The organism is Nitrosomonas sp., from assembly GCF_019752415.1.
Lineage (GTDB): Bacteria > Pseudomonadota > Gammaproteobacteria > Burkholderiales > Nitrosomonadaceae > Nitrosomonas.
Map to the genome: position 1 here is coordinate 1 of NZ_JAIEME010000056.1, position 23,064 is coordinate 23,064.

A 23,064-nucleotide genomic window follows, 5' to 3' on the forward strand; every position below is an offset into this window, starting at 1 on the left:
CAACTGTCGCTCAAGTCCGACGCAAAAACGGTATTTGAAGATCAGGGCAAATTCATTCTGCTGGAAGGGAAAAAATGCATGCAGCGTGATAACGGGGCGGAACCGGTCACCCTGCTGCAATGGATTGAAATGCCGGATTACGTCGATAGCGGCACGGTCGTATTAAATGGCTGGGATTTGCGCTATCTGAACCAGGATCGCGAAGTCAACTCGATGCGGGCCGATATTACACACAGCAAGCTGGTTAAAAACACCGGTTCCACGGTTCTGGTATTCGAGGCAAAAGGTACGCTGGAAGATCAGAATCGCAAAGACGCTTTTGAATTTTGCGTGTTTTATACCGCATTGGGTTACCATTCCACAGCAATTGACGCCACCATAGAAGAAGATCACAACGGTATTGAATCTTCGACAGTGCAGGCCGAGAATCAAGGTGCGGTGGCCACATTGGAAAATACCGGCCACAAAGGCATGTTAAGAAAATACGATGCGGTTGCAATTATTCCGCGCGGATTTGATTTCCAATATACCGATACCTTTGAATGCGAATGGCGTCTGTGGCCGTGCCAATGGGGAGATCGCGTGGATTATCGCCTGTTGCAAGTGGCTTACAATTTGTCGCAAGCCAGTGCAGCACCCAGTCTCGGCGGTACCCCGCACTGGGTGACGCAGACCATTTTCAAGGATAACAACACGCACACGCACCGCATCAAAACCCGCGCCGCCCAGATCCGTGGCCGCAGCGTCAAACTGCACGGAGATTTCCTGGCGCTGAATCCCCGTACCGGAAAAACGGACACCTGCCGCAAAAGTGCCGATGGCGTGGTACGCACCCAAACGGTTCGTATCAATGAGCTGCCTTACGACTATGCCATCCCGATGCTGACCGGCTGGGAACTTGTCAACGAATGCGAACATCAGCGGGTACAGCGGGCAGGCATCTGGATTCACGACATCCGCTTTGATCCGCGAGCAGGCTACCTGGAATACAAAGTATCGTCCATTCTGCGCGACCAGGACGGCGCGCCCAGTTTCAACAGCGCGCACCGCATCACCGTGTTGGGACTCAACCGGCTGTCATCTTCGGAGAAGAAACAGGCACCGCGATTCCGGTTGAAAATCCGGGATTAATTACTTCCAAGAACCTGAAAAATTTGGGAGCTGTAGTAAATTTGCTAACAAACTCGGCGAATCTGCTACAGCCCCAGCATTTCAATTCCTCTTAAACTGCCGCTCTCGACAATACAAACGCGCGAACCGCGCTGGCATCGTAACCAAGTTCGCTGGTCCAGCCGTCCGTTGCCGTGGCATCCACGTACAGATTTTCGCTGAAGCCAGCGACCGGGCAGCCATCGATCGCGCAACCCGCAGGCAGGTTGTCGTTCAGCAGATTCGATACCGCATGAGTGGTTGAGAACGAGCCGCCGCCAACGGGGTCCCAGCCGCCGGGAGTAGGGAGTTGCAGCACGCTATTGGCCCCGCGAACCACACCGAAGTGATAGCGCGCGAATCCATGCGGATGTTTGGCTTGCCATGTCATCGTGACAGAGTCTTTAGCCGCATAATTCAGCACGCCGCAGCACGGATCGGCTGCCAAGGCCCCGATGGTTGGAGCGTCGATACCGGCAAAGCAGTGATTATTGTCGACGTGCAGCGTCACAATCATGCTACTGCCAACCACCAAACCGAGCGGCGCGGCAGCGGTGGTATAAATTGTGCCGGTAAGATCGGGCACATCCGGCACGACATACTGAATGCCTGATGCCGCGATGTTGACCGGCTGACCGTTGGCATTGAACAAATCCAACTTAAGTTGATACTTGCCGCTGTTATCCGCTCCAACGGTATCGCCATTACCGTCATACGTCATGCCCGCCGCCAATTCCTGCGTTGGGAATTTCGCATTACTAAAATGCTCGACGATCTCGCTGATATGCGGCGGCGCATCCCAAACCCCTTCGGGCGCGACCGACGGGTAGGGAATCTCGAACAGATCGGGCACCATGTGACCGGCGCCGTCGTCGGCGTTCTTAGGACCGAGCAGATATGGAGTCCACGCGGGCATCGGTCCGGTTGGCGTATTCACATCGTGGCGGTAATAGTGATAAACCGCGCTGCTCAGCGGTGCGAAATCGCCGCTATCGCCTTTACGCCAGGAAACCCGGTAATACTTCACGCCGAGCGCTTCCAATGCATTGGAAAACTCCAGGCGCGGCCGCAGCAAACCGCCCCACGGCGCGCCGCTATCGGTCAAACCGCGATTGTCGTCGTCAGTGCTGCCTTGCAGCGACGGCGCGGTTCCGTAGATATGGCTTAATGCATGCGCACCGATGGCCAGAAACGCGACCCAATTAGCGGGGCCGATCACCGGCGGGCAAGGTGAGCAGATTTGCGCCAGCGGATGCTTGGTGTACAACGTGACCTCGGTGCCGCAGACGTAATCCCAATGCGTGTGGCACGAAACCGGTTTGGGTTCATAAATCGTCACATCCAGGAAACCGAACAAACGTTGGCGCGCTTTGAAATAAAGATCGGGAATGTCGGTATCGTTGCAGCTGCGGAAAAACACCGTTTGAAATTTTCCACAGGCATCGGTGGTCGTGGTCGCGACTTTCTGTTTGGTTACCAGCAACGGGAAGAAACGGCAGAGCAACGGACGGATAATGAACGCATGGTCGATCAACGCTTGCTGGAATTGCAACCGGCTGCCGGCTTTGGCGATATATTTCAATTCCGTCGCGTTCGCGATTTCATCGAACGCATCCGCGGTGTCTTCCGGCGTAGCGGCTTCCTGTATGGCGCCCGAAGCCGCCATCATCATGCGCCGCTCGAATGGTGCCGGATCGGGTCCCGGGCCGGGCCACGGAAACGGTTCGGGGACTCGCGGCAGATCGACGACCGATGGCCATGGGCGAGGACGCACGATCACATCGCGCAGCCGGTCGATAATGGCGTCCGGCAGCTTCGGAATCAGGATATGCAGCGGATCGACCTCAAAGACCTCGACCGTTGCATTGCACACCGGATATTCGACCACCGTGCCGCCAACGGTAATCCGTTTCATCAGCTTTCCGCGCACGAAACACGCGCGGAAAAACCAGCAATGCCAAATATCCGGGAACACGCGGAACCGCAATTCCTTGACCGGATTTTTCGGATCGGCCAGCAGAAACTGCTGCTGTGCACCGCGGCGCATCAAATCATCGTACCCAGCGTTTTTCTCATCGGATGCCGGACCAACCAGGATGCGCAACCGTTCTTTACTGGCGGATACAGGAATGCGCAACGCCGCTTTGCTGCCATCTTTAACTGGCGCAGAGGTAAGTATGCTTCCATCGGACGAGAATGCATACACAAAAACTTCAGGGGGTTTGGTATCGCTTGTAACGTCAACCAGCTCAGTGACGACAATAAGCTCGTAGAACCGGGGATTGTCTTTTATGGCCATGATGTTCTCCTTATCAGAATGATGTGAACAGACTATTGATTAACAGCCTGTAGAGAAACAGAATTTGGAACAAATGACAGATTTAAGCACTGCTGGCCGGATTCGCCGATCGCAGCAAAATCAGCATAACAGAATTAACCGCGCGAATGAGACGTTTCGCACTACGGCTTAAAAAATTTTATCAAGTTGATCTAATAGTGCTTTGATGTAGCTCAATATTTTGAGCTTAGATTATTCGCAATGTTAAGAAACATTTAAGTAACCAGTGCCGGATTGCATGACGCGGAAGGAATCCCAACAATGTCGCGGTTGGGACATCCGGTTGACTGCGGAGTGAGGGGCGAACGGGAAACCATCAGCACACACTGGCTCCCGTAATTTTTTGATTTGTAATGTCGATTGCGAACGAGCACTGAAACTCTTTTCCATCCTGAGAGCGAAGGCATTGCATTTCTCCTACGGTCTTTATCAAGGCCCCATTCCCGGCACACTCGTCTGGTTGGGGTTCAACTTTCATGGCATTGTATAAATCTCGCGCGGCAGCGCCGGACAACTCAAGGTGTAAGTGTGTGTCCCGAGCCTCGGATGGCGGTGGATCAATCACTGTTTGACCCGAGATGCGGTATTGGCCGGAAAGCGATTGATACTGCCAGGCAGCAACCGGCAAGGCAGCCAGCAGCAAGAGGATGGTAACAATGCTTTGTTTCATGTTGCACTAATGTGGAGCTGAGGGGCGCCGTGTGGCTTTATCACGCAGCACCTATTGTAGGGTAAGTGTTAAAGCCTTGGTGTGGAAGTACCGGCAGTTTTAGGAAATGAACTCCATTGGTGCATTCGTCCCAAGCGAAAGAATAGGAATTGCTTAACGTAATAGGATCGCCGTATGGTCTGCTGGTTTTGTATGTCAACACGGTTCCTGCCTCGTAGCTCTTGCCATGTCTGAAATCGAAGTCAGCCGTTTCATCCGAGTAGCTGTCTTGATTTACGTAGTGGTGGTGATCAGTTGCAACGATCAAGAAGCCGAGGTCAGCGAAACTACCGTATGCCTCAAGATTCTGAATATCCGAGAAAACATCATACCGATTGTTCGGTTCTCGATGGTTTACGTACTTGAAAAATTTCAACTCTATGGCGCAGCTATTCTTGGTTTTTGTTTCCAGATTTTCAAACGAAACCCATACATCAATCTTAGCTTTAGTCGTGCCGCTTTTCTCGAAGCAGCCATCGGACAAGAGAACGGGCTTTTCCAATTCAATTGAGAACAACTCATTTTTGCTGCACTCGTATAGTTCTCCCGTAGATTTCAGAATCGATGCAAGTTGAAGCTGTAGGGATGCTTCGTTTTCAATGCAAATGCGACCGCCATTGATCTTTTCGCGAAGGCGGAGATATGCAAAATCCACAATTTCTATGAGGCGATCTCGATACATTTTCGGAGGTTCTAACGATATATAAGACATTTTGTCCAATAATTCTGCCAAGAATATCTTCCTACTGTTTCTAATATAAATTGAATAAAACAGAATGTAATATCAGACCGTTATATTTTTAATGAGAGCTTACGGCAGGGTGTTTTGATTTAAAAGCTTTTGTCAGTCTCGTAACCGGCAGGGTTTTCCGATACCTTCGGCGCATCCTCACCGATCATCACCGGCTTACCGTCTCGCCAGACCACGGCATACTGACCCAAGCGGCGTTTCCTTTCAAGTGCCTGCGTTACGGCTTTTTGCAGCGCATCCAGGATTTCTTGATCTTCTTTGGAAGGCGTTGTTTCCAGTGTAATTTTCATTTGGCGATGCTTGCTAATAACTGTTGATAATAACCTTCATGAAGAATATCACGACAGCTGCCTTTTTGTTCAAACACTAAAATGGGACTTTCACCATCATTCATGAAACAAGTGCAACGATCAACTTTGTAACTGAATATATTGAGAAAATTAGCCAGACTGCGTGGGAAACGCCGCTCGATGTCGCGCAACGCCCATGTCCGCGCGAACAACTTGCTTGTATGAAAAAAACAAGACTTACTCCTTTTTTGTTTGTTGACAATAGTGTCATCCTATTGAAATGGAAGTAGTTAGTATGATCTGTAACTCGAAAGATGGGCTTCGTGCCTTAGCCCATCCTACGGTCCTGTAAATTGATGGGTAGAAGCTTGATGCGTGAGCCTTGTTCTTATGATCAGATGCTTGGCCTCTAAAGAACAATAGGTAGTCCTTGTTGATATACGAGAGCTTAGCTACGTGCTCCATTAGCTCACGAAAAGATGTTACTGGCAGCGCAGGCGCATTCGCTATTTTTTGGTTGCCGACGATCGCCGCGAGTTCCGGGGTTAATTGACCGGTTATTTGACGCATAGCTAGGTTGTTTCCCTTTACGCACTCTAACGTAATATATAAGACATTTTATCCAATAATCCTGCTGATAATATCTTGTAATTACAGTGATATTCTCTGTAATCTTATTTCGAATATCAATTGATGAATAGAATAAGGCATTTCATAGAAGCCAATATGACACATGTGATCAATTAAGCATGACAAACCAATATTTCATAGGTTAGCACTCTATTATTTTTGATGCCAAGCTTTCCCTGTGGCTTGTTTACAGCTCCAGCAATCGAAGTGATCCAGAATCAGCAGTTAAGCTGCTACCGCTCCACCAAAACCACCTCAACCACTTTAATCTCATCATCCCTTCTAAACTGCAATTCCACTTTCTCCCTTGCCCTCAACGTGCGCAAAATCGCCGCATACGACGCCAAGTCGCTAACCGGTTGTCCAGCCAGTTGAATCAGAATGTCGCCTGGTTGCAGTCCTGCTTGTTGTGCCGGGGAGCCGGGCAGGGTGTTGTCGATGCGCACCCCTTCGCCTTGGTAGGAGAAATCCGAGACGGTGCCGAGGCTGGTTTTGCGTTTTTCCTTCGGTGTGGCCGAGTCGATGGGGGCTGACGACAGCGTGACCGTCAGCGGTTCGATGCGATTGGCGAGGTATTCGGTGGCTTCTTTCAGGATCGCGGTGACTTTGACCAATCCAGCGGTGCCGAGCCAGCTGGTGCCTTCCGCAATATCTCATTCGCTCGTTTGAGCTCACGATTTTCCCGTTCCAGTTGCTTGAGCCGTTCGTAATCCGATGTCGACATGCCGCCTCGAATTCCCCGATCCGTCTCCGCTGTGCAGCCAATCTTCGATGCAATCGATTTGATCGCCGGCCATTGCGATCCATACTCTTTCTGCTGTTCAAATACCAATCTAACCGCTCGTTCCCGTACTTCCGGTGAATAACTGATTTGATCCTTCATCTTCTCCTCCTTTCGAATCATTTTATCTCCGGAAACCCGGGACGATTCAAGGGGACAACTTCAATACTGGGTTAAGCCATAAGGTTACACTCGTATATACATCTAATTTTACAGATGAAATAATAAATCCGTCATGAAAGATAAAAAACATGACACCTCGTCTTAATCAGCGCAACTACATAGACTGGTGATTGAAAGCTTCCGAGGTTTTTTAGGGAATATCCATTTTTTGAAAATTAATAACGCGCTAAACCTTCACAAAGGCAAAGAGGTTTGCAAATGGATTAAATCTCCTTCTTACGCGCAGTATTTGTGGATAAAGCGATTTTTTTACCGAAGAAGTATGGGAGCATAGTATGAATCAAATTGTACTGATCGCTTTACGAAGACCATATACCTTTGTAGTTCTTTCAATTCTGATCGTTATATTTGGAATCAGAGCGATACGGCATGCACCGACCGATGTTTTTCCCGCTATCAAAATTCCTGTAATTTCTGTAGTTTGGGCTTACGCTGGCATGTTGCCGCTGGATGTGTCCGGTCGTATCACTTTTTACTTCGAGCGTATGCTGACCTCGACGGTGGAAGGTATCTCGGATATCGTCAGTCAAGCGTACTATGGCATCAGCATCACAAATATTTTTCTTCAGCCCCATACTAACCTCCCTGGTGCTGAAGCGGAAGTCACAGCGATAAGCCAGACCATTGTCAACGCGCTGCCACCGGATATTTCGCCGCCGATGATCATGCGTCTGGAAGCATCTTCGGTAGCGGTTGCCAGTCTGCAGGTTACCTCAGATGAGATGACGCCGGCAGAGCTCTATAATCTTGCTTATACGCAAATCAGACCCTTGCTTGTAGTGATCCCAGGGGCGATTCTTCCGCATCCTTACGGTGGAAAACCCAAACAGCTTTTGGTGTCCCTCGATAAAGACAAAATGTTGGCTCGTAATGTGTCGCCAACGGATATCCATGCGGCCTTCGATCGACAGAATATCGTGTTGCCTGCGGGTGACATGAAGATCGGTCAGACAGACTGGATGGTTCAAACAAACGCGATGCCGCCCAATATCGAGGAATTCAATGAGATTCCGATTAAAAGAGAAGGTAATTCCTTCGTTTTCTTGCGTGACGTCGCCGATGTTCAGCTTGCAGGTCCCCCGCAAACAAACTCCGTAATGGTGGATGGTAAACAGGCTGTCATTATTGTCGTCATGAAAAGTGGTGAGGCATCGACCCTGGACGTAGTCAACGGCATCAGGGCAGCGCTTCCGCGTATCAAGGAGATCGTGCCGTCTCATGTGGATGTCAAAATCATTACCGATGCATCGCTCTTCGTGAGGGAATCCATTGAGGAGGTAACACATGAGATGGCGATCGCTGGTCTGCTTGTCGGCTTGATTGTCATGCTCATGTTGGGCTCATGGCGTCCCATGGTAGTCGTTACGACTTCAATTCCGTTGTGTATTTTAACCTCCCTTATCTTCCTGCAAGTGCTGAATGAGTCGATGAACGTCATGACGTTGGGAGGATTGGCGCTAGCGGTAGGGATTCTTGTCGATGACGCGACAGTGATGATAGAGAACATCGATACCCACCTGGAGATGGGTAAAGGACTCGATGAAGCAATCATTGATGCAGCAAATCAAATCGTCATTCCGACGCTGCTTGCTACATTATGCATATGCATTGTCTGGTTGCCGCTGTTCACGCTTTCTGGCGTATCGGGCTTTCTGTTCAAACCAATGGCGCTGGCGGTGATATTTGCTATGCTGGCGTCCTTCATTCTGTCGCGTACGCTTGTACCGACCATGGCGAAATATCTGATTAAGCATCCTCATGCAGAGGAACACGAAAAGGAATCGCACCAGAGCGATGAAAAGCCAGCGGGGAGGTTTGCCGGTTTTCAGCAGAGATTAAAGCATCATATGGGAATTTTCTCCCGTTTTCAGAAGGGATTCGAGGCTCGCTTTCTTCAGTTCTGTGTTTGGTATAGCGGATTGCTCGAATACACAATTGAAAATCGCCGTCGACTTGCAACGATCATGCTGGCTTTCGCGCTTATCTCTCTTATTTTGTTCTACTTCAATGGACGTGATTTCTTTCCTGAAGTCAGATCGGGAACCATCCAGATGCACATGCGGGCACCCCTCGGTACACGGATGGAATCCACAAACCGCATTGCCACGCTTGTTTCTAACGATATCAAAGAATTGCTTCCCGGGCAGGTCGAAGATATCGTCAGTAATTGCGGCATACCTGTCGGACCGCATAACCTAGCGTTTATTCCGACGCCCACCATCGGAACGCAGGATTGCGATCTCACAATTACCCTGTTCAACGAAAAATCGGCAGTGTGGGATCTCCGTGAAATTCTTCATAAAGGTTTGAAAGAGCGCTATCCAGGAAGTGAATTCACATTTCAGCCAGCCGATCTGATAGCGAAAATTTTGAATTTTGGTTCTCCTTCTCCAATTACTGTTCAGATTAACGGGATGGACATATACGGAAACTACGAATATGCGCGCCAACTGCAAGCTAAGCTACGCAAAATTCCTGGTTCCTCCGACGTAGTCATCCAGCAAACCATGCGCACGCCAACCATGTTTGTCGAAGGCCAAAGAACATTTGGACTCGGTGTTAACAAGAGTGAAACGGACATTGCTCTGAATATGTTGATAACCACTAATGGAACCCAGCAGATCGATCAGAAATACTGGCTGGATCTGAAAACCGGGGTTTCCTATCAGATCAATATATATAACCCTCAACCTCAGGTCGCAAGTGTAAATGACTTGAACACGATTCCTGTCAAGAAGATAGGGGATGATGGCCTGGATCAAGACTATCAACTCCTGGGCAATCTAACGAAACTATCACCAGTAGGAACACCAGGTCTGGTTACCCACAGGGGTATCATGCCGTTGATCGAGGTCTATGTATCTGCTGAAGGGCGTGGGCTTGGCGGTGTGCTGGATGATGTCAAGAAGATTGTTGATGAGATGGACGATTTAGTCCCTCGTGGTTCCGAAGTTCAAATCGCCGGTCAAGCCGCGAATATGGTGACTACCTATGGCGAACTGATTATCGGCCTCATAGCGGCTGTCGTGCTGATCTATCTCCTGCTTGTCATCAATTTTCAATCATGGTTGGATCCTTTCATCATCATTACAGCATTGCCGGGTGCGTTAGCAGGCATTGCCTGGGCTCTGTTCCTGACCCAGACGAACATTTCCGTACCGGCTCTGACAGGCGCCATCATGGCGATGGGAACGGCCACGGCGAATTCCATACTGGTCGTGTCCTATGCGCGGGAGCGCATCCAAATTCATGGCGATCCGTTGTTAGCCGCGATTGAGTCAGGTAAAGCGCGTATTCGTCCTGTACTGATGACTGCAGCGGCCATGATTATGGGCATGCTTCCGATGGCTATGGGAGGATCCACCAATGCGCCGCTGGGTCGTGCGGTTATAGGCGGCTTGACGTTCGCAACTGTGTATACCCTGTTTTTTGTTCCCTGTGTGTACGCCGTCATCTATTACAGCCGCAAGCGAAGTGTTTCTAAAAATGAGCAGCAAGACGCCCTTCAACAAGGAGACTCATGATATGGAGAAATCAAAGCAAAAAAGCATGATGATTTTGGTGATCGTTCTTGGTGTCGCCTACATGGGTTATCGGGTCATTGAGTCCAGAGGAAACATGGCCGCTTTAGAAGAAAAAGCGATTGAAAATGACACTCCGACGGTAGCTATCGTTTATGCCAAGCCACTGCCTTCCACAGAAACCATCAAGCTTCCGGGTACTATTCAGGCTTGGTTCCAGGCGCCGATCTATGCCCAGGTATCCGGTTATGTGAAGATGTGGCACAAGGATTGGGGAGCGATCGTGAAAAAAGGGGATGTCCTTGCCGAAATCTATGCGCCGGCTCTTGATGCCAAATACCGGCAAAGCAAGGCGGATCTGGAGTCGGAAATAGCCCTTAATAATCTTGCTAAACTCACTGCGGAGCGATATATCGCCTTGCGAAAAAACCAGGCGGTATCCGAGCAAGCGATTTCGGTAAAGGTTGCCGAAGCAAAAGCCCAACAGGCAAAGGTCAATGCCGCCAAACAAAGAGTCAGTAACTATGAAGCATTAATTCAGTTCAAAACAATTGTTGCGCCGTATGACGGTGTAGTCATTAACCGTAGCATTAATGTGGGAGACTTCATCAATAAGGAAGGCACTATCAGTACACCGGAAGGTGAAGTGCGCAATCTTTTTACTGTCGCGGACATTAGCCGGTTGCGTTTGTTTGTCAATGTACCTGAGGCATACGGTGCTGTTATGCATGATGGCTTGAAAGCCGATTTAACGGTGCCGCAATTTTCCAACCGGCATTTCACTGCCGAATTTTTAACTACTGCGCGCGGCTTCAATGAGAGCACACGCACGGTGGTCACCCAATTCGTAATTGAAAATGAAGAGCGGGATCTGTGGCCTGGCTCCTATGCATCAGTCAATCTGACTGTAGAGGTTGCGCATAATCATCTCTCGATTCCATCCAGCTCGATGGTATTTGATGAAATGGGAGTTCGAGTTGCCTATGTAGATGAAAATGACCGTGTTCGCTTCAAGCCAATCACGGTAACCAGGTTCCTCGACGCTACTGTTGAAGTAAGCGGGGGCGTCACGACAGAGGACCGACTGATAAACAATCCCAGCGCTGCCCTGCTTGAAGGCGACCTGGTGAAAATTGTAACGCCCAGACCGGGATATGACATGATCAATGAACCAGTGGAATCACGTGAGAAGTCGAAATCAGCCTCACATCCAAAAATGCCGGATCCGAGCCCAAAACAAGCGTTAGACGGATAGCATGCACCATAACGATCATTTCAATCATTTGACTATAATTGACTGGCGGCGTAAAAATGGAATCCATATTTTCAAGACTCTATCGTTTCGGCGTAAGATTGGGTGGTTTTTTATTTCTAGCAGTCAGTCTGGCGGCTTGCAGTTCTCTTCCTTTTCCTGCATTTGATCTTTCACCCAAATATCAAGAACCTCAATTCGTTGTTCCGGATTCTTGGGAGGGCACGAGTTCTTTCGTTAAGGCTAATCCGTCGGATGATGTACTCCGACCCGATTGGTGGAAGCTATATGACGATCCAATTCTTGACAGTCTCGTAGAACAGGCGATGACAGCCAATCCAGACTTGCATGCTGCAGCCGAAAGGTTTATTCAAGCACGTTATGCAATGATGAAGGCACGATCTCGATATTTCCCTCAGATGGGCTTTGGGTTTGGTGGCAACAATAACAGACAATCCGATCATACCCTCTTCCGTGCTCCCGGAGAACCTGATAGCGATACTCAAGTTCTGATGGATGGGATCGCATCTTGGGAACCGGATTTCTGGTCGAAACTCCGGAATGCCGCACAAGCCAAAATCTATCGTGCTGAGGAACGCGCGGCCGATTATGGACTGGCGCGCCTTATTCTGCAGGCGGAAATTGCATCGAATTATTTCACACTGCGTGGACTGGATGCACAAATCGCGATTTACAAACAGTCGATCGACCTTTATAACTATTCATTAACTGTTGTAGAGACTCAGTTCGAAGGCAAGATCGCTTCTGCTCTCGATGTAGCGCGTGCTGAGTCTCTGTTGTACGCTACCGAGTCAAAATTGGCTCTGATGCATGGTGAGCGCAAAGTGATGGAACAGGCTATTGCAATTCTCCTTAATCTTGCCCCAGCTAGTTTTAAACTCGAACCGGTAGATAACCTCCTTGCCGCGAATTTTAGCCTTCCACAGACAGTTCCATCTACTTTACTAGAACGCCGGCCCGATATTGCCGCTATGGAGCGCCGGATGGCACAAGCTAACCGCACCATTGGAATTGCACGCGCCGCTTTTTTTCCAAACGTATCCTTCCGGCTTGGGGGAGGGCTTGAGGATTCCGGACTCAATCTACTTAGCTTGGCTAACAGTTTCTGGGCTTATGGTTCTTCTTTTTCCATTCCACTTTTCCAGGGTGGGTACCGTCGGGCGCAGTTACAACAATCATGGTCGGTCTATCGCGAGACAGAAAATTTATATCGCTCGACCGTACTGAACGCCTTTCGCGAAGTTGAGAATAACCTGACCCAGACTCATTGGATAACTATTGCTGCCGAGCGGCAGGATGCCGCCGTCGAAGCTGCACGTAAAACACAAAACCTTACCATGGAACTGTATAAGGGCGCTTTGGCATCCAGTCTTGAACTCATTTATTCCCAACTCGGTACGCTGACGGCAAGTATCGATTCTGTACAGATCAAGACTGATCTACTGAAAGCATCGGTGGCGCTTATTCGTGCGCTTGGAGGAGGCTGGAATCGCGATCAATTACCCGCCGACAACGAAATTCAACCCTTTGGCGTATTGCAATATACTGATCTTGATAAGCCAGCACCAGCCGGAGAGATTGACGTCGATGCGAATCCTGTCGATAGAAACAACAAAAATAATAACTTAATAAAACCCTCAATTGAGTCCTCGTACATAAAAGTACGTAAATCGCCTTAAGCGCAGAAGCTTTGGAGTTGTTTCCTTTGAACTAGGTTAGGTAATGGCGCTGCAAGCAAGCCGGTTCTGACGAGTACATGGGTACCGGTTGCTTTTCACGGTTGCGCTACTTGGATGGTTACTTGGTCGGTCGATTGACAGGATTTTCTGATACCTTCGGCGCATCCTCGCCAATCATCACTGGCCCACCGTTCCGCCAGACGACAGCGTACTGACCCAAGCGGCGTTTCCTTTCAAGTGCCTGCGTTACGGCTTTTTGCAGGGAATCCAGGATTACTTGGCTTTCTTTGGAGAGTTTCACTTTTGGTGTTATCTTCATTGCTTAACTTCCATTAATAATTGCTGATAATAAATTACATGAAGAATATTACAGCCATCGCCCGCTTGTTCAAACACGGAGATTGGTATTTCACCATCATTTATGAAACAAGTGCAATGATCAACCCTGTGGTTGAATACATTGAGTAAATTAACCAGGCTACGCGGGAAATGCCGCTCGATGTCGCAACGCCCACGTTCGCTCGAACAGTTTGCTTGTATGAGAAAAGCAAGATTTAACCCCTTTTTGTTTGTTGGTGACAGTGCCATCCTATTGATATGGAAGTGGTTAGATATGATTTGTAACTCGAAAGATGGGCTTCGTGCCTTAGCCCATCCTACGGCCCTATCTTTGCTCTTGGATAGAGAGAGTTGATAATGCAGCTTCTAAGATATCGTTCATTCGTTTCTTTCCGCCAGCATGGTTGAACATTTAACGTTTGAGTTATAAGCCGCGCCGATAGGCGTCGGCTTGAACGAATTGTTAGCCCTTTGGGGCAGATTGCAAGTCTGTAACTATTTCTAATACTCCCCCATTTAAGCCGACCACATCCTCAGAGGAAATATACAATTTCAATTCATTCATCAGCTCATACACGTTTGAATTCCATTTAAGCTTTATCTTATTAATGAAAAAATCAAATTCTTCATCTCGTGAATAAAAACTTGCGCCAGGTCCCTCAAGAAATAAGGTTCTAAACGCGCCAAGCGCATTTTTAAAATCACTCACGACGAAATTTGTTCTCTCAAAAAAGAGATTGACTCTGTATATTCCATTAAAAACCCCCTCCTCAAAATATACAACCTTACGAATTCCATCTACGACACCAATGCCGAATATGCAGAAATTTTGCTTTTTGCCCCAATAGCTTTCAGTCCGCAGCTTATTGCCGTATAACCCCTCAATTTCTCCAAATAAGCCAACTTTGATATCTTGTGAATTTGATAGAATTAGGCAAAGATCTGACTGCGCTATCAGGGTATCAACGGCAGGGTATTGGTCGTTCAAATTACTTGGAAATACCTCGGAAAACTCTTCGCTAAGCTTTGAAGATAGACTTGAATCGTTCCCTGATACATGGAATGAGAAGTGCTCAAGGCTATTATTGAAACTAACGCCGTAGGCTCGCTCAATTCGTGAAATAAGCTCTTCAACAACATTTCCTCCAAGTTTTTGATTAAAAAAATTCGCGAGAAAATATTGAACACCCCAATTCTCAATGTAGCGTTCGATTTGACCGAAGAAATTTGATGGCAAGCAACCACGTAACACGGCCAACGAATAAGTTGGATATAAATCCAGGCGGCGCGGGGAGAACTCTAAATTTTTATGCTGATCTAGGCATTGCAAAATACTAAAAAAATGTGTGGCCCAGTAGCTTCTTTGGCTTGGTATCAGGCCCAATGGGACGGGGGTAATGATGTTCTTTTTTAAACTTTCCACTATCTCAACTTCTTAATGGGCTAACGTAATATATAAGGCATTTTGTCCAATAATCTTGTCGAAAATGTCGTGTAATCACTGTGGATGATATCTGTCATCCTGTTTCTAATATCAATTGGTAAATAGAATAAGACTGTTCATATAAGCAAATGCGACCCATACGATCAATTAAGAATTTGCTTGATTCAATCCGTGAGAAAAATTGCAAGCATGATCATTTTCACACGGAGAAGCCAATTTTTCATAGGGTAACACTCTATTATTTTTACTGCCAAGCTTCATCCGGCGGCCCAGTTGCAGCTCTGATAATCGAAACGATCTGTTGCTACCGCTCCACCAACACCACCTCAGCAACCTTAACCGCATCATCCCTCCGATATCGCAATTCCACTTTCTCCCCCGCCTTCAGCGTGCGCAGAATCGCCGCATACGACGCCAAATCGCTAACCGGCTGCCCGGCCAGTTGAATCAGAATGTCGCCTTGTTGCAGTCCGGCTTGTTGCGCCGGGGAGCCGGGGAGGGTGTTGTCGATGCGCACGCCTTCGCCTTGATACGAGAAATCCGGGACGGTGCCGAGGCTGGTTTTGCGTTTTTCCTTCGGTGCGGCGGATTCGGCGGGAGCGGGGGCTGCCGATAGCGTGACCGTCAGCGGTTCGATGCGGTTGGCGAGGTATTCGGTGGCTTCTTTCAGGATCGCGGCGACTTTGACCAACCCGGCGGTGTCGATTTTGTCGGCGGTGTCGCCGGGGGCGTGGTAGTCCTCGTGCGCGCTGGCGAACAGTTGGATCGCGGGCACGCCAGCCTGAATGAACGCAGCCTGGTCGCTGGAGCCGAAGTCGTCTTGCACGGCGTTGACCGGAATGCCGGTGACGAAGCTCGCGCCGCGGAAGATGTGTACCAGCTCGCGCGCGGTGCCGGTGCCGAACACGGTGACCGGGTTGTTTTCCAGCCGCCCGACGGTGTCCAGATTCAGCATCGCGATGACTTTTCGAACCGGGAATTGATCGTTGCTGCGGACATAATGCTTGGAGCCGAGCAGATTGGCTTCTTCGCCGGTGAATGCGGTGAAAATGACGGTGCGTTCCGGCTGCCATTTCGGCATGATCTGCCGCGCGAGTTCCAGCATCACGGCGATGCCGCTGGCGTTGTCGTCTGCACCGTGATGAATTTTGCCTTGATGCGCGGCGCGTACGTCGGGCCAGCCGGTGCCGAGATGGTCGTAATGCGCGCCGATCACCAGGCTTTGCCCGGCGAGTTGCGGATTGGTGCCGGGCAGGATACCGACGACATTACGCAGCGTGATGTTGCCTTTTGGCAGACCGACGTCCTGCTGCCAGGTTTGGAAATAGCTGTTGTCGTCACCACCGGGCAGCAGGCCGATTTGTTGAAACTGTTTGGCGATATACGTAGCCGCATCGTCCAGCTCCGGCGTGCCGAGTTCGCGCCCTTTGTACGATTCGTGCGACAGGTGGGTGATATCCGTCATCATGCGGCTTTCGGAAAATACCGGCGGCAGTTCCGCCAGCGCGCGGCGCGGCTTGGTGATGCCGGTGTGCGTGGCGTGAATCGTGTGGCCGTCTTGCTGTTTGATCCACTGCGTCAGTGGCGATTGCAGAATCGGCCATTGGCCTTTGCCGATGTTGGTCAATTCATCGCCCTTGAACACCAGGTAACTGTACTTGCGGTAATGCGGCAATTTGTTCGCGAGTTCGGCAATGGCTTTGGGGGTGTCGGCGGCGACCCATAGCAGCGTTTTGTCCGGATTGGCGGGTTGCCGGGTGGTCAATACCACGGCGTGACCGGCTTGCGGATAGCGTTTATGTTCCAGTTGCAATTGCTGAGATTGAACGGCAACACCACGATCCGCCAGGGTTTCCGGCACTGCATCGGCAAACCGGTTTTGCCAGCCCAGAATCCACACGGTGCGGTCTTCCGGTAACGTTTTCAATTGATCATCGGTGACGATTTCCAATGGGCTCGATTGGGTTTTCTGCCAGTTGGCCGCCAATGCGCGGTAGGCTTCCAGCACGGCTTTTTGTTCGCGCGCGGGCAGGATCAGCAGCGGTTTTTCCGCGCCGAAACCTTGCGACAGCGCCGAGGGAATCTCGCGGCTATCCAAGCGTCGGAACACGTCGAAATGCGGATCGAGGTCGATGCGCACCGGGCGGTTGGCGAATGTCATCTCGACCGTTTGTTTGGCTTGCTCGACGACAATATGCGATTCCACCGCCATGTCCTCGCCTTCCAGCGTGATGGAAACCGGTACCTTTAAGCGGTACGGTTCGCCTGGCTGGGTTTGCTCGACGGTGAGCGTGAGCTTGAATCCATCCGCCGTGCGCTCGGTTTCCGCGCTGCGCAGCACCAGATCCGGCGCGCCGGTGCGGTGCACCCATTGTTCGAACCGCTGCGTCAGATCCTGACCGGTGCTGGCGTTGAACGTGGCGAGCAGGTCGGCAAACGTCGCTTGCTGGAATTTGAATTGCTGGTAAAAGCGCCGTAGCGCTTTGGTGAACGCGTCGTCACCGAGTTCCTGCCGCAGCATGTGGAAGAACATCATGGTTTTGCCGTAACCGACGGCCTCCGAGCTGGCGCTGTGGCGCGACACGAAACGGATAATCGGAAAATCCTTCTCCTTGCCGACGAAATCGGCGTATTTTTGCAGCACATCGCGGCGGTACTCCTCGCCTTTGCCGCGCTGCTCATTGACCAAATGATCAGCGAGGTAAGCGGTCAAGCCTTCCGCCCAATTGCCTTTGGCGTAATCGACGAACACGCCGTTGCCCCAGTAGTTGTGCAGAATTTCGTGCGGATACGACGAGTGCAAAATGAACGGCAGGCGGATTACTTTGGAGCCGAGCAGCGTGAACGATGGCATGCCGTAGCCGCTTTCCCAGAAATTTTCCACCAATGCGAACTTCGTATAAGGATAGGGGCCGATCAGTTTGTTGTACATTGCAATGTACTGCGCCGTGGCGTCGAGATATTTCTGCGCCAGCGGTTGATCGGCGCTGCGTAAATACACCATCGCGTTGACCGCGCCAGCGGATTGCGTGTAGCGCTGGAATTTCGCGGCGATCAGATAAATATCGTCCTGCGGTTGTTTTTCCTCCCAAGCCACGTTTTGTGCCGCGTTGGTTTTGTTCTCGCGCAGCAAAGTCCCTTGACTGACCACATCCCAATCGGGGGGCGTTTGAATGTCTAACTGAAACGACACCAGCGCATCACCAAACTGCGGATACCACGCGCTGGCGCTGGCCAGAAACACACCTTCCGGCGAAATCACCCCCGGCGTGGAACCGAAACTGCGCGAATACTCCTGCCCCGGTCCTTGCACCGCGTGATGGATCTGGCCGCCGTATTGCAGCGTGAAGGCATCCTGTCCGGGCGGTACAGTCACCGTGTAATGCCGGATCGAAATCGGCCGGGATTTTAAAGCAACTTCGTTTTCTTCCGCCTGAATTGCAGCCCCCTGAACATCCGTTACCGATAAACCAGCATGCAAAAAGAATTCGAGTTGTACGGGTTCTTTTGCACTCCGTGCCCAATTCGGAATCCGGATTTGATCTTTGACACGGATTTTAGAAGTATCCGGTGACAATTGGATCTGCATGGTGTGATGGAAGGTTGTGGTGTTGTTGGCAAATGTACTTTCATGAGGAAGCAAGCTAAAAATAGCTAAGAACCAAATCAAAACATATGCAAGAGAAACCTTTGCTGGAAATGCTAAGTTCATGCGATTGATCATTGAGAGTCTTTATAGAGTGGTTTAGTTATGTGATTTTTCTCACCGAAATATACCGACGCAGCAACTATAATAAATTGAATGCTTATTCTCAGTCCTTGGGTATATAAAGGATATCCTTGATAAAAGATTGAGTTAAAGTACTTAAATTCTATCAACTTATTTTTAAATTATGTAACATACAGGATCAAAATTAAACTTCATTTGATTAGAAAATATTTTAACTTGTAATGATTTATATCAAATAGGTTATCGTTATCAGAAGGAGTAATTCGCTTGAATCAGCACAATTTACTTAGCAATTTGCCGATTAACGTTGTTGCTCTGGTTTTACTCGTTTTAACAGCGTCTGGTCAAATATTGCTTCCGTTAAGTAGCTCTCGTCCAGAGAATACAGATGTCGCCAATGATTGGAAAAGTAGTAGTTTTACAGAAATTCGTTTATGGCAAGATCCCCTGGACAAGTATAAATTTGGAGAGAGAGAAAGTGAAACATCATCTCTTTTGGCTGACGATCTGTCGCAAGAGCTATATGCTCGTAATAAAAAGAAAGTAATTGTCGCTGCAATTAGTATTCCTGGTAGTTCATACTCAGAAATGGCAGAAGTACGGCGGAGGGCGCGTTTCGCGGTTGTTTCCGCACTCGATACGGAACAATATTATCCTGAGCAATCGAATAACATCCAAGTGTTTCGGTTTAAGCCAGAGTATTCGTGCAGTCTGAAAAATCCTATGGAAATACCATACGAATGGTTTTCTACTGAAGATTTAAATTCTAGTGTTTTAGTGCTTTGGCTTAATGAACACATGATCAAGCTAAACGAGCTGGAATATGCAGTATTTATTCAATGTTTAGCGATGCAATTAGATCGTATCTGGAAACCGACGAAAAATGTTGATGAGACATCGATTCCTTTCAAATTAATCGGACCTAGTAATACTGATTTATTTATTGAGCTCCTACGCAACCCAAACATTCAAGAACCTCAACAAAGCACAACAAGAACAAACCTGTTTGCTCAAGGAAGTCTTTTTGAGACATACATTTATAACGCTACTGTTCCGGGTGTAAATATTGTTGATAGGCTAATGTATCAAGACTGCCAAGTTGGCAATATTAGCGAGAATGAAAAGAAATGGTACTGTATCGAAGGCGACAAGGAAGAGGCATTCAAGAAGGTTTTAGCCCAAAGTAGGATATATCGGTTCATCGGAACTGATGATAAGTTGGCAACGGCAATTTTTTGGGAACTTTATCAAAGAGGGATCAATAAAACGACAACAATTACTGATTTTGTAACAAATAGCAACAAGCCAGATTGCAACGATGGAATTGTGCTCATAACGGAGCTTGATACCTTTTATTCGCGTTCTCTAGTTAGTCAAATGAGAAATAATGATTTTTGGAAACATTGTGGTAATAAAAAGCCCGAGAATATATACAAAGATGAAGAAATCACAGTTAAAAATGACAATCTGATAACCAGCTTTTCATATTTCCGTGGTATTGACGGAAAGCTTTCATCCGACTCGTACTCGATTACAAAGAATACTGAAGTCAGTTCTAATAATAGAAATCCAATAATACAGTGGGACGATGCGCCTCCCGATCATGCCGACGGACGAAATCAATATGACTACTTGCGTCGGCTGACTGAATCCATTGCTGCACTTGATAATGATTCTGGTTTTGCAAAAAACGGCGTTAAAGCAATTGGTGTACTAGGTTCGGATGTATACGACAAATTGATTATCCTGCAAGCCTTACGCGAAAAATTTACGAACAAAATTTTATTTACTACTGATTTGGACGCACGTTATCTCCACAAGGATCAGCAGAAATGGACTAGGAATCTGGTTGTTGCTTCCAATTTTGATTTTAAGCTTGATCATGAGCTACAGGGAAATAGCATGCCTTTTCGAGATAATTTCCAGACTGCGTTGTACTATGCGACATGGTCAGCGGTGTGTAAAGAAGATAAGAAATGTAAACAACGCGCGATCAAAAAAGAATTTCTTGATCTTTCTGGTCGCCCAAAAGTGTCTAATCCTCAAATCTTCGAAATTGGAAAAACTCGTGCAATCCATCTTGACTCGCTTTCGGTTAACTATCTTAAAGATTGGGTTGAATGTATGAATCTCGATACAAGAAGAGTTGAACAGCAGAGTGCAGAAAGAAGGTGCGTTAAAGAACTGCTTGACCAATACGATGATCGCGAAAAAGAGTTGATCGATTCCGATAGAATCTGGAGGAACTATAAGCATTCATCAATAGAGTCAAAACATTCTTGGGAGCGAGAGAGAACGACGATAATAGCGGATAAAATTCTCCAACTGATATTAATTGCGATTGTTATTACCTTGATATATTACTTTGTATTGTTGAAGTGGATGGGGTTATCACCCGTATTGTCATCTAATAAAGGGGTTATAGTAATTTCCATTACCACTGTATTGGGTTTTATTGTACTACCTTTTATCATTATTGAAGCTTACCAAGATGCGGATATTTCAGAACCGATGTACTGGCTGGAAGGTGTGAGTGTTTGGCCTAATCTATTTATTCGCTATTTTGGATTAATTATCATAATCTTACTCTTTGTCACATTTATTAATTGGTTGCAAGAATGTAATAAGCAGAATAGTAAGAATCTTGTTAATGCTATGCGTGTAGAGTTTTGGGTGAGTTATTTTAGTGATACTAATCAAAAAAAAATGTGGTGGGGGATTGGTATAGTTTCGCTTTGCTTTACCATATTGTCTTATTTTGTTTTAGCTGGGAAGACTGATATGTTTGAAGAAGCACTCAATTTTCCCTATCGTGGGGCAATTGTGAATTCCTTGCACACATGGCTTTTTGTGATCCAGATGTTTTGCCTTTTTGTGTTAATCTTCTGGGCTGCTTTTGAAACAATCGCTTGTAAAAAAATGATTGAGGAGATACGCATAGAAAAACAAGATGATTCTCAGAATCAGCTATGGAGCAACGAAGCTTTACAACTAGCAGAAATTCGTACTGGTGTTCCTCATCACTTGTTGCATCGATACTTGCAATTTCAATTAATCGTTGATCATGCCAAATGTATTAGTCGGTTAATTTATTTGCCGCTTGGTATGGTTTTTTTTATTTTAATAGGGCGAAGTAAAATATTTGATCAGTTTGGAATGCCATGGTCACTAATTTTTATTCTTATTGTATCGGTTGTTTATGTAGTAATGGTAACTTATCGTTTACGTATAGCGGCTGAGAGATTCCGTATGGATTTAATAGATCAATACGAAACAAAAAAAATTCAATCAAATAATAATACAATCCATATTGATCGATTGATTTCTTTGATACGGCAAGAAAATCAAGGTGTTTATGCAAGTTTGGGGCATCAAGCAGCATTAACGGCACTGCTAATCCCCTTTGGTGGTATGAGTGGTGTGCAAATTCTGGAGTATTTGTTTAATCTTTAGATTTAATTTTCAGGTAATTTTTTAGATTGGGAACGACGATGAAAGTTTGTTTTAGTAATCTAGTAACGAGATTATTGCAATCAATGTTGTTATTCGTATATTTCGCTGCTAGTACCGGATATGCTGTTAACGGTGATTTCATCACCGGAGAACACCAACTCTCCGTCAAAGAAAAACGCGCCGGGGAGGCGTATTACCGGGCGGATTCCAAATGGATGATTTATCAGGCGGAGGTTGCGGACGATAATCCGTTCTATCAAATTTTCCTGAAGAATATCGAATCCGGTGCGGTGACGCAGGTGTCGCCGGGTACCGGCAAAACCACGTGCGCGTGGGTGCATCCGGCGCAGGAAAAGGTATTATTTTCCTCAACGCATGATGACAAGGAAGCCAAGGCTAAAATGGCAGCCGAGATCGAACGCCGTAATGCGGGCGAACAGAAGTCGTATGCGTGGGATTACGATGAGTATTACGATATTTACGAAACCGGTTTCGATGGCAAAAACATACGGAATATAACTAACACCCTGGGTTACGATGCTGAGGCGTCATGGTCGCCGGACGGCAAATTGATCGCTTTTGCTTCCAACCGCCGTGCTTACAGCGGTGAATTGTCCGAAGCAGAACAAGCGCTTTTTAAAGCCAATCCGGCATCGATGATCGATATCTACATCATGGATGCCGACGGTTCCAACGTGAAGCGCTTGACGCACACCAAGAGCTACGACGGCGGCCCGTTCTTCAGCCCCGACGGTAAACGCATCGTGTGGCGACGTTTTTCCGACAATGGCCGC

Annotated in this window: 14 protein-coding genes and 2 pseudogenes; 6 read left to right on the top strand and 10 right to left on the bottom strand. The window is 47.9% G+C overall.

Annotated features, from left to right (window positions below):
- Positions 1-1,131, top strand: a 1,131-nt coding sequence (locus tag K2P83_RS09620) for a hypothetical protein (RefSeq protein ID WP_292928648.1), incomplete at its 5' end; no start/stop codon positions are given.
- 91 nt (positions 1,132-1,222) lie between these two features.
- Here K2P83_RS09620 and K2P83_RS09625 read toward each other — a convergent pair.
- From K2P83_RS09625 to K2P83_RS09655, 7 genes and pseudogenes are all read right to left on the bottom strand, one after another.
- Positions 1,223-3,448, bottom strand: coding sequence for a hypothetical protein (locus K2P83_RS09625; RefSeq protein ID WP_292928650.1), 2,226 nt, complete (start codon positions 3,446-3,448; stop codon positions 1,223-1,225).
- A gap of 355 nt (positions 3,449-3,803) precedes the next feature.
- Entirely contained in the window at positions 3,804-4,157 is a 354-nt protein-coding gene (locus K2P83_RS09630; RefSeq protein WP_292928652.1) for a hypothetical protein, read from the bottom strand.
- A gap of 40 nt (positions 4,158-4,197) precedes the next feature.
- Complete coding sequence (locus tag K2P83_RS09635; protein ID WP_292928654.1) at positions 4,198-4,929, bottom strand: hypothetical protein; 732 nt, start codon at positions 4,927-4,929, stop codon at positions 4,198-4,200.
- A gap of 98 nt (positions 4,930-5,027) precedes the next feature.
- Positions 5,028-5,237 (bottom strand): hypothetical protein, encoded by a 210-nt coding sequence (locus K2P83_RS09640; protein WP_292928656.1) that lies wholly within the window; start codon positions 5,235-5,237, stop codon positions 5,028-5,030.
- Positions 5,234-5,449, bottom strand: coding sequence for a hypothetical protein (locus K2P83_RS09645; RefSeq protein WP_292928658.1), 216 nt, complete (start codon positions 5,447-5,449; stop codon positions 5,234-5,236). Before K2P83_RS09645 ends, K2P83_RS09640 begins: the two co-directional genes overlap by 4 nt.
- Positions 5,450-6,100: 651 nt before the next feature.
- Entirely contained in the window at positions 6,101-6,481 is a 381-nt protein-coding gene (locus K2P83_RS09650) for a PDZ domain-containing protein (RefSeq protein WP_292928659.1), read from the bottom strand.
- Between the two features lie 23 nt (positions 6,482-6,504).
- A pseudogene (locus K2P83_RS09655) lies at positions 6,505-6,750 on the bottom strand (transposase); the annotation flags it as partial.
- A gap of 356 nt (positions 6,751-7,106) precedes the next feature.
- On the opposite strand from K2P83_RS09655, the gene K2P83_RS09660 reads away from it, so the two are divergent.
- From K2P83_RS09660 to K2P83_RS09670, 3 genes are read left to right on the top strand one after another with little or no spacing between them, the layout of a single operon-like run.
- Positions 7,107-10,355 carry an efflux RND transporter permease subunit gene (locus K2P83_RS09660; RefSeq protein ID WP_090321457.1) on the top strand — a complete coding sequence of 1,083 codons (3,249 nt, stop codon included), beginning with the start codon at positions 7,107-7,109 and terminating at the stop codon, positions 10,353-10,355.
- 25 nt (positions 10,356-10,380) lie between these two features.
- Positions 10,381-11,607, top strand: a complete 1,227-nt coding sequence (locus K2P83_RS09665; RefSeq protein WP_292928660.1) for an efflux RND transporter periplasmic adaptor subunit — start codon at positions 10,381-10,383, stop codon at positions 11,605-11,607.
- A 56-nt stretch (positions 11,608-11,663) separates the two neighbouring features.
- Positions 11,664-13,304: an efflux transporter outer membrane subunit gene (locus K2P83_RS09670; RefSeq protein WP_292928661.1), complete on the top strand. Its 1,641-nt coding sequence runs from the start codon at positions 11,664-11,666 to the stop codon at positions 13,302-13,304.
- Between the two features lie 118 nt (positions 13,305-13,422).
- On the opposite strand, the gene K2P83_RS09675 is transcribed toward K2P83_RS09670, so the two are convergent.
- From K2P83_RS09675 to K2P83_RS09685, 3 genes are all read right to left on the bottom strand, one after another.
- Positions 13,423-13,623 (bottom strand): hypothetical protein, encoded by a 201-nt coding sequence (locus K2P83_RS09675; RefSeq protein WP_292928662.1) that lies wholly within the window; start codon positions 13,621-13,623, stop codon positions 13,423-13,425.
- A gap of 483 nt (positions 13,624-14,106) precedes the next feature.
- Positions 14,107-15,066, bottom strand: coding sequence for a hypothetical protein (locus K2P83_RS09680; RefSeq protein ID WP_292928663.1), 960 nt, complete (start codon positions 15,064-15,066; stop codon positions 14,107-14,109).
- A gap of 325 nt (positions 15,067-15,391) precedes the next feature.
- Positions 15,392-18,811, bottom strand: a complete 3,420-nt coding sequence (locus K2P83_RS09685) for a M20/M25/M40 family metallo-hydrolase (RefSeq protein ID WP_292928665.1) — start codon at positions 18,809-18,811, stop codon at positions 15,392-15,394.
- A 273-nt stretch (positions 18,812-19,084) separates the two neighbouring features.
- Between K2P83_RS09685 and K2P83_RS09690 the strand changes: the two genes are divergently transcribed.
- Both K2P83_RS09690 and K2P83_RS09695 read left to right on the top strand, forming a co-directional pair.
- Entirely contained in the window at positions 19,085-22,270 is a 3,186-nt protein-coding gene (locus K2P83_RS09690; RefSeq protein WP_292928667.1) for a hypothetical protein, read from the top strand.
- Positions 22,271-22,353: 83 nt separating this feature from the next.
- Positions 22,354-23,064, top strand: a pseudogene (locus K2P83_RS09695) (biopolymer transporter Tol); the annotation flags it as partial.